The 12,347-nt window shown below is 53.1% G+C and carries 10 protein-coding genes; all 10 read right to left on the minus strand.

Features of this window, described 5'->3' with window-relative positions:
• Positions 1 to 90 precede the first annotated feature (90 nt).
• Positions 91 to 1,260 (minus strand): acetylornithine/succinylornithine family transaminase, encoded by a 1,170-nt coding sequence (locus HMPREF1250_RS05495; RefSeq protein WP_036242807.1) that lies wholly within the window; start codon positions 1,258 to 1,260, stop codon positions 91 to 93.
• Positions 1,260 to 2,165, minus strand: a complete 906-nt coding sequence (gene argB / locus HMPREF1250_RS05500; protein ID WP_231391291.1) for an acetylglutamate kinase — start codon at positions 2,163 to 2,165, stop codon at positions 1,260 to 1,262. Before argB ends, HMPREF1250_RS05495 begins: the two co-directional genes overlap by 1 nt.
• A gap of 28 nt (positions 2,166 to 2,193) precedes the next feature.
• The gene (locus HMPREF1250_RS05505; protein WP_023053656.1) at positions 2,194 to 2,877 is read right to left on the minus strand and encodes a hypothetical protein; all 684 of its coding nucleotides are present in this window, start codon (positions 2,875 to 2,877) and stop codon (positions 2,194 to 2,196) included.
• A gap of 17 nt (positions 2,878 to 2,894) precedes the next feature.
• Complete coding sequence (gene argC, locus HMPREF1250_RS05510) at positions 2,895 to 3,839, minus strand: N-acetyl-gamma-glutamyl-phosphate reductase (protein WP_023053650.1); 945 nt, start codon at positions 3,837 to 3,839, stop codon at positions 2,895 to 2,897.
• Between the two features lie 194 nt (positions 3,840 to 4,033).
• A complete protein-coding gene (gene carB, locus HMPREF1250_RS05515) occupies positions 4,034 to 7,240 on the minus strand; it encodes a carbamoyl-phosphate synthase large subunit (protein WP_023053638.1) in 3,207 nt (1,068 codons plus the stop codon).
• Position 7,241: 1 nt separating this feature from the next.
• Positions 7,242 to 8,300, minus strand: coding sequence for a carbamoyl phosphate synthase small subunit (locus tag HMPREF1250_RS05520; RefSeq protein ID WP_023053653.1), 1,059 nt, complete (start codon positions 8,298 to 8,300; stop codon positions 7,242 to 7,244).
• The gene (locus tag HMPREF1250_RS05525) at positions 8,297 to 9,586 is read right to left on the minus strand and encodes a dihydroorotase (protein ID WP_023053637.1); all 1,290 of its coding nucleotides are present in this window, start codon (positions 9,584 to 9,586) and stop codon (positions 8,297 to 8,299) included. The genes HMPREF1250_RS05520 and HMPREF1250_RS05525 overlap by 4 nt, the downstream gene beginning before the upstream one ends.
• Positions 9,570 to 10,517 (minus strand): aspartate carbamoyltransferase catalytic subunit, encoded by a 948-nt coding sequence (locus HMPREF1250_RS05530; RefSeq protein ID WP_023053636.1) that lies wholly within the window; start codon positions 10,515 to 10,517, stop codon positions 9,570 to 9,572. The genes HMPREF1250_RS05525 and HMPREF1250_RS05530 overlap by 17 nt, the downstream gene beginning before the upstream one ends.
• A gap of 266 nt (positions 10,518 to 10,783) precedes the next feature.
• Complete coding sequence (locus tag HMPREF1250_RS05535) at positions 10,784 to 11,392, minus strand: sugar O-acetyltransferase (RefSeq protein WP_023053657.1); 609 nt, start codon at positions 11,390 to 11,392, stop codon at positions 10,784 to 10,786.
• An 11-nt stretch (positions 11,393 to 11,403) separates the two neighbouring features.
• Positions 11,404 to 12,303, minus strand: a complete 900-nt coding sequence (locus HMPREF1250_RS05540; protein ID WP_023053647.1) for a DMT family transporter — start codon at positions 12,301 to 12,303, stop codon at positions 11,404 to 11,406.
• Positions 12,304 to 12,347: the final 44 nt, after the last annotated feature.

Consider the following 12,347-nt stretch of genomic DNA (forward strand, 5'->3'; position numbering starts at 1 on the left):
CAAACAGTCCGGCGCAGCAGCAAAGATCTGATGCAACGCATAAAAGGAAAGGACAGGCAAGTAGTCTCTTGCCTGTCCTTTCCTTTTGATTTACGCGTCGATAATTTTCTTCAATTTCTCGACAGCCCGTTTCAACACGTCCATAGGAATATTCAGCGGCGGCAGGAGCCGGAGCAAATCGTTCGCCGTCAATACCAAAAGGCCTTCGTCAATACAGTTGCTGACGAGTTGGGTTAACTCTTTGTCCGTCTTGACGCCGATCATCATGCCCATGCCGGAAACAAACTGAACATGCTTGCAACGCGCCAGTTCTTCCTTGATATACGCGCCTTTCGCCTTTACGTCCTGCAACAGCGCATCGTCGATCCGGTCAATAATATTGCAGGCGCCGGCGGCACAGATCGGATTACCGCCGAACGTGGACCCGTGACTGTGGCTGTCAAGCGTTGCGGCGCACGACGCGGCAAACAGTGTCGCCCCCAAAGGCAAGCCGCCGCCGAGGGCCTTGGCCGTAGATACAATATCGGGTTGGATACCGTAATTCATATACGCATACAGCGCGCCGGTCCTGCCGTTACCGGTCTGTACTTCATCGATAATCAGTAAAATATCATGCGCCTTGGCGTAAGCGGCCGTAGCTTGGACAAAATCCCGATCCAAGGCCCTGACGCCGCCCTCTCCCTGAACGAGCTCCATCATGACGGCGCAGACGTCGTTTTTCTCCGCCAGCGCTTTAACGGAATTGAAATCGTCGGCATCGGCATAAACGAAACCATCTACAAAAGGTCCGAAATCCTGATGCAGGGAATCCTGACCGGTAGCGGACAACGTCGCCATCGTTCTGCCGTGAAAGCTGTTTTTCAGCGTAATGATCGTATGCCTGCCGTCGCCATACTTATCATGCGAATACTTCCGCGCCGCTTTAATGGCACATTCATTGGATTCGGCGCCGGAATTGGAAAAGAACACCTTTTTCATTCCCGTCCGCTGGCAGAGTTTTTCCGCCAACAGCACCTGCGGCTCTGTATAAAACACATTGGAAATATGACTTAATTTCTGCAACTGCGCAATAACGGCCGCCTGCCAGGCATCGTCGGAGACACCGAAAACGTTGACGGCAATACCGGCACTCAGATCGATGTATTCTTTGCCGTCCGTATCATACAATACGGCGCCTTTACCGTGATCCAGGACGACATCCAGACGATTGTACACATTAACAATATATTCCTTATCCAATTCCTTATAGTTCCGCATCATCATAGCGCTCCCTCCCCGTCATCAACATGCTGCTCAACAACCATCGTCCCCAGCCCCTCTGCCGTCAGCAGCTCGATCAAAATAGCATGAGGAACCGTGCCGTTCACGATGAAAACACGTTTTACGCCGGCCTGCACGGCGTCGGTACAGCACTTCACTTTCGGAATCATACCGCCGGCAATCGTGCCGTCCCGCTTTAATTCCGCCGCCTGCTGCAATGTGATTTCTTTGAGCAAGGTGGAGGCGTCATGCGGATCGGCAAGAACACCATCAATATTGGTCATGGAAATCATGCATTCCGCGTGCAACGCACCGGCGATTTCCGCAGCTGCCGTATCGGCGTTAATATTATACGCTTTTCCTTTCAGATCGGTACCGATCGTGGAAATGACGGGAATGTACCCTTTTTCCAGGTTATCCTTAATCAGGGATACGTCAATATGCGTGATTTCTCCGACCAGTCCCAGTTCGTTGCTTTGCTTCTTGACTTGTATCATTTGATCATCCAGGCCGCAAAGGCCGACTGCCTTACCGCCCATCAGTCCCAAAAGGTTGACCAGATCTTTATTGACCTGTCCGGCCAATACCATTTGTACGACTTTCATCGTTTCTTCATCAGTTACGCGCAAACCGTCAAGAAACTTCGACTCTATTCCCAGTTTGTCGAGCGTTTCTTTTATATGCGGGCCGCCGCCGTGAACGAGAACGACCTTGACGCCGATCAGACTCAACAGCACCAAATCCCCCATAACCGATTGTTTCAACGGATCGTTCGTCATGGCATTGCCGCCGTACTTGACGACGATAATCTTCCCGTTATACCGCTTGATATACGGTAAGGCATCGGTTAAAATCGCCGCTTTATCCGCATTTGTTATTGTCGAACCACCTGTACTCATTGTCATGTTCTTCCCCCCGCTCCGCCGCCGGCTTTTAACTTGCCGTTCTGCAGCATCTTTTCACACCCATCGATTCCAGCGCCAACGCCAAGGCGTCTGCAGCAAACAAGTGCGGCTGCCGCTCTGCAGCCACAGCCATCAAAACCGCATCATAATCGTGAAAGTCATAGCGATCTGTCAAATTTCGCCAGACAATTCCCGCCTCTTCGCCCGATAAGCCCGTATCGGTCAAAAAGAGCGCAACCCCTTTGCCGGCAACAGTCGGCGCCGCAACGACGGCCATGACGTGAGATCCGCAGCCGCTGACGGTCAATATCTTTCCTGCCGATACGGAGGCCAACGCCTCCGCGCCGTCATCGTTCAGATCGGCAGCCAGTGAAGGAAAACTGTCCACAAGCCGGGACGGCCGAAAGTGCCCTGCGGCGGATCCGCTGGCAAGCAAAGCGGATCCATACACGCCGGCGGCAGCATCGGCCGCCGCACAAAGCTGCCCGGTAATCTCGCTGCCGCGGCGGCCCTGCGGCAAAGCAATCCCATGATGCCAGATAAGCACTTTCGTCATCGTACAGGAAATCCGCGTATGGACGGAACGAAGAAGATAACATTCCTTTTCGCTGCGAATCATGGCCGTATCCACCTTAAGCCTGCTGTCCATCCCGCTGTACGTAACGGATGAACGAAACCCCTGCGGCAACTTTGTTGCACCTATGCCGTTCATCTTCATTCCACCTTTCTTCAACGATGTAGCTTCAACCCCGTTGTCGCCTCGGCTCCGATCATATAGTTCATATTTTCGATAGCGGCGCCGGACGCCCCTTTTCCTAAATTATCAAATAACGTCGTGATAACGATTCGTTCATCATTACCGCTGATCAGTATCTCCATATCATCGTATCCCGCCAACGCATTGGCGCCGACAAGTCTCTTGGCATCATCGACAGCGGCGACACGGATAAACGGACTGTTGCCGTAATGTTCGCTATACAACTGCCAAATATCCCGGCAGCCGACCTTTTTTTGCAGCAGTCTCGTAAAAATCGGCACCGTTACTTCCATGCCGCTGTAATAATCGGCAACGACGGGTGTAAATGCAGGTTCATACTGGAGACCGGAAAATTTTTTCATCTCCGGTAAATGTTTATGCATCTGATTGAGCCCATACTGGCGCGGCGCCGAAAATGCCGCCGTTCTGTCAGGCCCTTCGTATTGTTCTATCATTTTTCTGCCGCCGCCGCTGTAACCGGTAAGGGAATAGGCGGTTACAGGATAGTCGGCGGCCATAACACCGGCTGCTATCAACGGCTGCACAGCGGCAATAACGCCGCTGGCGTGACATCCGGGATTGGCGATGCGCTTGCCGGCGGCAATAGCCGCACGCTGCGTTGCCGACAATTCGGGAAACCCGTAGATCCATCCCGCCGCCGTCCGATGCGCCGTCGACGTATCGATAAGGCGCACCGAGAGATCCTCCGCCAATACGGCCGCTTCCCTTGCCGCCCCGTCAGGCAAGCAAAGAAACGCGATGTCGGCAGCAGCCAAACAGTCCTTAACCGCCTTCGGATCCTTTCGCAGTTCATCGTCAATGGAAATCAATTCGATATCGTCTCTGCTTTTCAGGCGATCGTGAATCCGCAGTCCCGTCGTCCCTTCATGTCCGTTGATAAACACCTTTGTTTTCATTATCGGCTCCTTCCACGCTTGTAGTATACATGCTTTACCTTTAGCTAATATTGAATTTTTATTCATTATAGTTGCATTTTTTATTTTTGTCAAACCTTTTTTCAAGACCCGTTACTAACCCGTTTCATTATCGTACATACGGCGAGAACTCCCCACGCTGCCGTGAAGAGTTCTCCAGACCATACTCTGTTAAATTATTCATCCAGATCGTAGTCCTGCAATGCCGCAACCCGGTGATAACCGTCGCCTTTTCCCTTATTGGCAAAGACGCGCAGAACTTCTCTGGCCGTATCGAGCGACGTCAGGCACGGAACCGCCAGTTCAACAGCAATACGGCGCAGATTGAAGCCGTCGCGTTCAGGATGCTTACCTGCCGTCAAAGTGTTGACGACGAGATCAATCTTGCCGTTACGGATTAAGCTGGCAATATTCTGTCCCGATTCATGAATCTTGCGAACGACGTCCACAGTAAAGGCGTTATCGTTAAAATACTTTCCCGTCCCTTCCGTGGCAATGATATGATAACCCAGATCCCGGAATCCCTTGGCCAATGCCAACGCTTCTTCCTTGTCCCTGTCGGCAACGGTCACCAGAATCGTACCGCCTGCGGGAATTCTCATCTTAGCGCCGCTGACGGCTTTGTACAACGCTTCGGAATAGGTCTTGCCGATCCCCATGACTTCCCCTGTCGACTTCATTTCAGGCCCCAAAGCGATTTCAGCCAAGCCGATTTTGCTGAAGGAGAATACCGGAGCTTTCGCCGCAACGTGACCGCGCGGCGGCAAAAGGCCGCCGGCGATCCCCATGGACTGCAGCGTTTCGCCTAAAGCAATGCGCGTCGCCAGTTCAACCATCGGCACGTGAGTAACCTTGCTGAGGAACGGCACAGTACGGCTCGAACGCGGATTGACTTCAATAATATACAACTTCCCTTTGGCCACGACGAACTGAATATTGACGCTTCCTTTCACACCCAATTCCAGCGTAATGCGCGTCGTATAATCGACAATCTTGTCGATTGTAGCCGCAGAAAGATGCTGCGGCGGATAAACGGCGATAGAATCGCCGGAATGAACGCCGGCCCGTTCGACTTGTTCCATGATACCGGGAATGAAGACGTCTTTTCCATCCGAAATGGCGTCAACTTCCACTTCACGGCCAACCATATATTCATCAATCAGGATCGGATGATCCGGCGAAGCGATGACGGCTTCGCGAAGATAGCGTTCCAATTCAGCTTCCGTATAGACGATTTCCATGGCTCTGCCGCCGAGAACGTACGACGGGCGGACGATAAGCGGAAACTCCAGTTCCTTTGCAACCGACATGGCTTCCGTATCACTCGTAGCGATGCGTCCCGCCGGCCTGGGAATATTCAATTTCGCCAAGAGTTCATCGAACCGTTCCCGGTCTTCGGCCCGATCCATCCCATCGACGGAAGTCCCGAGAACGGTAACGCCCCGCGCCGCCAGCGGAGCCGCCAGATTGATCGCCGTCTGACCGCCGAATTGGCAAATAACACCGACGGGCTTTTCCTTGTCGACAACAGCCATGACGTCTTCTACCGTAAGCGGTTCAAAATACAAGCTGTCCGACGTATCGAAATCGGTACTGACCGTTTCCGGATTATTATTGACGATGATGCTGTTCATGCCGGCGTTGCGCAAGGCCCAGGCGGAGTGAACGGAGCAATAATCGAATTCAATGCCCTGTCCGATACGGATCGGGCCGGAACCGATAACGATGACGCTCTTCTTACCGAGAGGCTTGACCTCATCTTCTCCGGCGTAACACGAGTAATAGTACGGCGTCGCCGCTTCGAATTCGGCAGCGCAAGTATCGACCATCTTGAAGGTCGGGCAAATCTCTCTGCCGACGCGGAACTCCCGCACTTCTTCTTCCGTCTTGCCGGTAAAGGCGCCAATAACGGCATCAGGCATACTGTATTTCTTTGCCAAGGCGACGGCTTCCGTCGTCAACCCTTCTTTTTTCAGCCGTTCTTCCAAGGAAACGATATTCATCAATTTGCGCAGGAACCATAAGTCATACCCTGTGATAAAATGAATTTTTTCAGCGCTAATGCCGAGGCGGAGCGCCTGAATCACGACAAAGATCCGCTCGTCATCCTGCTTTTGCAGCAGTTCCACAATATCGATGAGCGATTTGCTTTCAAGCTTTTTCAGCGATACGTAATTGACCCCGATTTCCAGCGAACGGACGGCCTTGAGCAGCGCTCCTTCGAAGGTCCGGTCTAGGGCCATGACTTCACCGGTCGCCTTCATCTGCGTTCCTAACGTGCGATCGGCAAGGGCGAACTTTTCAAAGGGCCAACGCGGAAATTTGACGACACAGTAATCCAAGGCCGGTTCGAAACAAGCCGTCGTCTTACCCGTAACGGCATTCATGATTTCATCCAACGTTTTGCCTGTCGCGACCTTGGCGGCCACCTTGGCAATGGGATAGCCCGTAGCCTTGGACGCAAGCGCCGATGAACGGCTGACTCGGGGGTTTACTTCAATAACATAGTACTGATTGCTATTCGGATCCAAGGCATACTGCACGTTGCAGCCGCCTTCAATCTTCAGGCGGCGAATAATGTCGAGCGACGCCGTCCGCAGCATCTGATACTGCAAATCATTCAGCGTCTGACTCGGTGCCACGACGATGGAATCACCGGTATGCACGCCGACGGGATCGATATTTTCCATATTGCAGACGATAATGCAGTTATCCGCCTTGTCACGCATGACTTCATATTCGATTTCCTTCCAACCTGCTACGGACCGTTCAACGAGGATCTGATTAATCGGGCTGAGCTTGATCCCCCGCGTGGCGATCATGAACAGTTCCTCTTCGTCATGAGCGATGCCGCCGCCGGTGCCGCCCAAGGTATACGCGGGCCGCACGATAATCGGATAACCGATCTTGTCGGCAAAGTCGATAGCCGCAGTCACGTCTTCAAAAATATCGCTTTCCGGCACGGGCTGATGAATGTCGTTCATCGCTTTTTTGAACAGTTCCCGGTCTTCCGCTTCCTGAATCGCGCTCAGATCGGTCCCCAAAAGGCGGACATTATATTTTTCCAGCACGCCGGCAGTGGACAGTTGAACGGCCATATTCAAGCCGACCTGTCCGCCGAGCGTTGCCAGAAGGCCATCTGGCCGTTCCTTTTCAATGACCTCCGTAACATAGTCCAGGGAAATCGGCTCTACATAGACACGGTCGGCAATATCTTCGTCAGTCATGATCGTCGCCGGATTACTGTTGATCAGGACGACTTCCAATCCTTCTTCTTTCAGCGAACGGCAGGCCTGTGTGCCGGCATAGTCAAATTCAGCGGCCTGACCGATAATAATCGGCCCCGATCCGATTACGAGAACCTTCTTTAATTCAGCTGCCATCTTAGTTTCCCTCCATCATCTGGATAAATTGTCCAAACAGATACAAGTTATCAGTCGGTCCCGGCGATGCTTCCGGATGATATTGGACGCACATGATCCGTTTTTCCGGATACACAAAGCCCTCCAGGGTATTGTCGTGAAGGCTGCGATGCGTCACGGTAACGCCTTCCGGCAACGTCGTTTCGTCAATGACATAACCGTGGTTCTGGGACGTAATATAGACTCGTCCCGTCTGCACATCTTTAACGGGATGATTGGACCCGCGATGGCCGAAAGCCAGCTTTTTCGCCTGGCCGCCGAGAGCCAGCCCCAAAAGTTGAAGCCCCATGCAAATACCGAAAATCGGCTTTTTGCCGATCATTTTTTTTACTTCCTCATAGCACTGCGGCACATCTGCCGGATCGCCGGGGCCGTTGGAAAGGAAAATACCGTCAGGCCGGACGGCTAAAACGTCTTCCGCTTTCGTATCATGGGGAAAAACGGTAATGCGGCAATCATTTCTAATGAGATCACGCAAAATATTATCTTTGGCACCGTAGTCCATGACGGCGACGTGATACTGCCCATTCCCCCGCTGTTTGACCTGCTTCGTCGAAACTCGCGCGATAAGCTGCGTTTCCAGCGGCGTATCAAACAGCTCCTTTACCGCTTCTTCCGTCATCGTATCAGGTACGATAACGCCCTTCATGACGCCATGGCTGCGGATTGCTCGGGTAATGGCCCGCGTATCGACATGGTAGAGACAGGTAATATGATGGGTCATAATAAAGGTCGCCAGGGGACCTTCATTCTGCCAATTGCTCGGCGCATCGCAAAGCTCACTGACGATAAACCCGGCCGCATACGGTCTGTCAGCCTGTTCAATCTCATGAAAGAGGCCGTAATTACCGATAAGCGGATACGTCAAGGTGATGATCTGCCCGGCATAAGACGGATCCGTAAACGTTTCCTGATACCCCGTCATGCCCGTATTGAAAACGACTTCGCCGACCGTTGCGGCAGCAGTCAGCATATCGCCGCAAAATTGCTGTCCATTTTCTAAGATGAGTCTTCCCTTCATCGCAATACCTCCCCGTCCTTCATGACAATTTCACCGTCAACAATCGTTGCGACAGCCTTCCCCTTCAAAATCATGTCGTCGAAAGGCGTCGATTTGCCTTTCGAATAAAATGTCCCCGAATCGACAACCCATTCTTTATGCAGATCAAGGATGGTCAAGTCGGCGGCTTTGCCGACGGCAATGACGCCGGCGTCAAGACCCAGAATCTCGGCTTGTGCCGTCGACATGGCGCGGACGATAGTCGTCAAATCGACACTGCCCGTATGGTACAGATAGGTCAGCACCGTGCCAACGCTCGTTTCCAAACCGACAAAACCGCTCGGCGCCAAATTCAGCGAACGGTCCTTTTCTTCCCACGTATGCGGCGCATGATCGGTAACAATGGCATCGATCGTGCCGTCGAGCAATCCGGCAACGACAGCGGCACGATGTTCTTCCGACCGCAACGGCGGGTTGACCTTGAAACGCGGATCAAAGCCGCGCAGCGCTTCATCGGTAAGAATCATATGCTGCGGCGTTGCTTCCGCCGTGACACGGATCCCTTTCGCCTTGGCCCGACGCACCATATCGATGGCGTTCTTCGTGCTGATGTGCGCAATATGGACGGCAGCATGCGTCGCTTCCGCCAAAAGAATGTCACGGGCGACGGAAATGTCTTCAGCCACAGCCGGACGCCCTTTCAGGCCAAGCTCGTTGGAGACGGCGCCTTCATGCATATAGCCGCCGGCAACAAGGCTGCCGTCTTCGCAATGGTCAATGACAAGCTTGTGGAGCATATCGGCATATTCCATAGCCTTACGCATGAAATCGGCGCTTTCCACATAATGCCCGTCGTCGGAAAAAGCGACGGCGCCGGCATCGGCCATAGCCCCCATTGCCGACAGTTCTTTTCCTTCCTGATTTTTCGAGAGCGCTCCGATGACGTCCACTTTCACGACGCCTTCTCGTTCCGCCTTGTATTTCAAGCCTTCAACGATAATCGCCTTGTCAATAACGGGATCCGTATTCGGCATTGTGACAACTCGTGTAATGCCGCCGGCGGCAGCCGCCTGCGTACCGCTGGCGATCGTTTCTTTACCGGACTGTCCAGGTTGACGTAAATGAACATGCATATCGATAAAGCCCGGCGCCACAACGAGTCCGGATGCATCGAAAACAACGGCGCCGTCAGCCTGAAGATGTTTGCCGACAGCTTGGAATTTGCCGTCGTCGATCAAGATATCGCAAATATCGTCCGTCTGTAACGCCGGATTGATCACTCTGCCGTTCTTAACGAGTAATGCCATTTTCGTCTCCTCCTATAATCGTTAAATAAAGTACCGCCATGCGTACGCACAAGCCGTTCTTGACCTGTTCCTGAATGGACGAATGGCTGCCGTAACAAATGTCCGTACCAATTTCCAAACCGCGATTCATCGGTCCCGGGTGCAGAATGAGAACGTCTTTTTTCGCTGTTTGCAGCCGTACCGCATTAATGCCGAATTGACTGTAATACTCGCCATCGCTGGGGAAAAAGCCGGCGCCTTGCCGCTCTTTCTGAATCCGCAGAATGTTGATAACATCAGCACCTTCAAGGGCTTCGTCCAGATCATAATGAAAGGTGACGCCGAGAGCCGCGGCCAGTTCCGGCTGCAACAACGTGCGCGGGCCGACAAGGTGAACATCGGCGCCCATCGTCTTCAAGCCGTAAACGTTGGAACGAGCCACGCGGCTGTGATCGATATCGCCGACGATGACGACTTTCAAGCCGTCAATGCGCCCTTTCACTTCTTGTATCGTATAGAGATCCAGCAGTGCCTGCGTCGGATGCTCGTGGGCGCCGTCACCGGCGTTAATGATAACAGGATCCACGCACTGATGCGCAAAAAGTGGCGAGCCTTCCTGCTTGTGACGCATGACGATAGCGTCGACGCCCATAGCCGTAACGGTCAGCAAGGTGTCGCGAAAGCTTTCGCCTTTGACCAGCGAACTGCCGCGCGGCATAAAATTTACCACGCTGGCATCGAGATAGTTGGCTGCCATTTCAAAGGATCCGCTCGTCCGCGTGCTCGGTTCAAAAAACATATTGACGACCGACTTCCCCCGCAGGAGGGGCAACTTCTTATTTCCGCTGTTCACGACAGCTTTCATCCTGGCGGCGGCGCGCAAGATCAGTTCGATTTCTTCTCGCGTTGCACCCTGCAATCCCAACAGACTCTTGCCTTGCAACAGACTCATGGAAATCCTCCTTTGTACAAAAAAAGACCTTCGCCCTGGGCAAAGGTCATATTAACAGACACGACAAAATATGTCCCTTTTTAGCCTCACTGGACTACATTAAAGGTACAAGCATGTAAAGATCGAATCGAACAGCCTCTCGGGACTGCTTCCTATTCTCGTTATATTTTAAAGATATCTGTCACTAAAGTCAAGAAAAACTTTACTGTCTGTCGGCAAATACATAAAAGCCGGGACACCGCCATACTTGGACGCCTTTCTCACTTTTATCCGTCCGCTCCGTACCGGTCAGCCAGTTGCTGCCAATACGCCTCGTCCGCCGCCGTCAACGGGCGCAGAACACGGCAGGAATTGCCGGCAGCGACAACCTGATCGGGGATGTCCCTGGTAACGACCGAGCCCGATCCGATGACAACATTGCTGCCGATCGTAACGCCCGGATTGACCGTGCTGTGACCGCCGATCCAAACATCATCGCCAATGACGACCGGCCTGCCGAACTCCAGACCGCGTCGCCGTACGGCAGCCGCGAGCGGATGCCCTGCCGTATAAATCCCGACCTGCGGTCCCAGCAGGACATTGTTCCCGATAGTCACTGCAGCGACATCAATGATGACGCAGCCGTAATTGGCAGCAAAACCGTCGCCGATATGAATCGTATACCCGTAATCGCAATAAAAAGGCGGCGCGATCCAAAAACGCTCGCCAATAGCTCCGAAGAGTTCCCGAAAATTCGCCTTACGCCGCTCTTCATCGTGTTCCAGGGGATTATTGATCACTCCCGTCAGCTTTTTGGCTCTGTCGTAAAGCCGACGCAGTTCTTCGCCTTGCGGAACATACAATTTTCCCGCTTCCATCCGTTCCCGTTCCGTCATTCTCTACGCTCCTATCCGGTGACACGCTTCTGTGCCATAACTAAAAACACAGTCAGTATAATACAGACAAACCCGACCAGTTCGGCAGGCTGAAAGACGGTCCCCAGAAAAATCGCCGAACAGAGGGCTGACGAAAGGGGTTCAAGTGTCCCCAAAAGCGTCGCCTTGATGGGACCGATATCACCGACGCCACGCAAAAAAAGAATATACGTCAGTACCGTGCCGATCAGGATGATAGCGGCAAAAAGCCCCCATGCCGCCCCGTCAAAAGACGGCAATGAGCGCCACGGCTGAATGACGGCGGCCAAGGCCAGACCGCCAATAAGCATTCCCAATGCGTTAACAACGATGCTGCCCCAGCGCCTGACCAGGGAAATAGCCAGAAAAGAATAACAGACACAGCCGACAGCGGCCAGCAGTCCCCACGTCAGGGCCAACGGCGATAAGACGACTTGCCGCCAGTCCCCGTGTGTCGATATCAGAAAGACTCCGACGAGAGCTAACAGGATGGAAAGGGACTCTCTGCCGTAAGGACGGCGTCCGGCAGTAAAGCAAACGATGACGGCCATCATGACGACGCTTAACGTTTGCAGGATCGTCGCCGTGCCGGCATTGGAAAATTGGATGCACGAATAAAAAGCCAACTGACTGAGCATTAACCCGAAAATTCCGTAGCCGATCAAATGCAACAGCAGGCGGTGTTCTTCAGTCACCGCACTTCGCAGCGACAGCAGCTGCCGGCCGGCCAGGGCCAGGAGCACAACACCGGCACCGGCCATGCGCACACTCGTGATCCAATATGCCGTAACATCATAATGGACCAACAGATACTGTCCTACGACGCCGGAAAGGCCCCAAATGACGGCGCCGCCGCCGGCACACAAGTACCCGCGCAGATCATGATTTTTCACCAGCACACACCTCCTGACTTCCTTCCTATCATAACATAATAACG

Source organism: Megasphaera vaginalis (ex Srinivasan et al. 2021) (genome assembly GCF_000478965.1).
GTDB classification, from domain to species: domain Bacteria; phylum Bacillota; class Negativicutes; order Veillonellales; family Megasphaeraceae; genus Megasphaera; species Megasphaera vaginalis.

What these genes read in the sequence shown, in the direction of transcription:
- HMPREF1250_RS05495 (WP_036242807.1), bottom strand. Translation starts at nt 1,260, where the DNA reads ATGATGCGGAACTATAAGGAATTGGATAAGGAATATATTGTTAATGTG.
- argB (WP_231391291.1), bottom strand. Translation starts at nt 2,165, where the DNA reads ATGACAATGAGTACAGGTGGTTCGACAATAACAAATGCGGATAAAGCG.
- HMPREF1250_RS05505 (WP_023053656.1), bottom strand. Translation starts at nt 2,877, where the DNA reads ATGAACGGCATAGGTGCAACAAAGTTGCCGCAGGGGTTTCGTTCATCC.
- argC (WP_023053650.1), bottom strand. Translation starts at nt 3,839, where the DNA reads ATGAAAACAAAGGTGTTTATCAACGGACATGAAGGGACGACGGGACTG.
- carB (WP_023053638.1), bottom strand. Translation starts at nt 7,240, where the DNA reads ATGGCAGCTGAATTAAAGAAGGTTCTCGTAATCGGATCGGGGCCGATT.
- HMPREF1250_RS05520 (WP_023053653.1), bottom strand. Translation starts at nt 8,300, where the DNA reads ATGAAGGGAAGACTCATCTTAGAAAATGGACAGCAATTTTGCGGCGAT.
- HMPREF1250_RS05525 (WP_023053637.1), bottom strand. Translation starts at nt 9,586, where the DNA reads ATGGCATTACTCGTTAAGAACGGCAGAGTGATCAATCCGGCGTTACAG.
- HMPREF1250_RS05530 (WP_023053636.1), bottom strand. Translation starts at nt 10,517, where the DNA reads ATGAGTCTGTTGCAAGGCAAGAGTCTGTTGGGATTGCAGGGTGCAACG.
- HMPREF1250_RS05535 (WP_023053657.1), bottom strand. Translation starts at nt 11,392, where the DNA reads ATGACGGAACGGGAACGGATGGAAGCGGGAAAATTGTATGTTCCGCAA.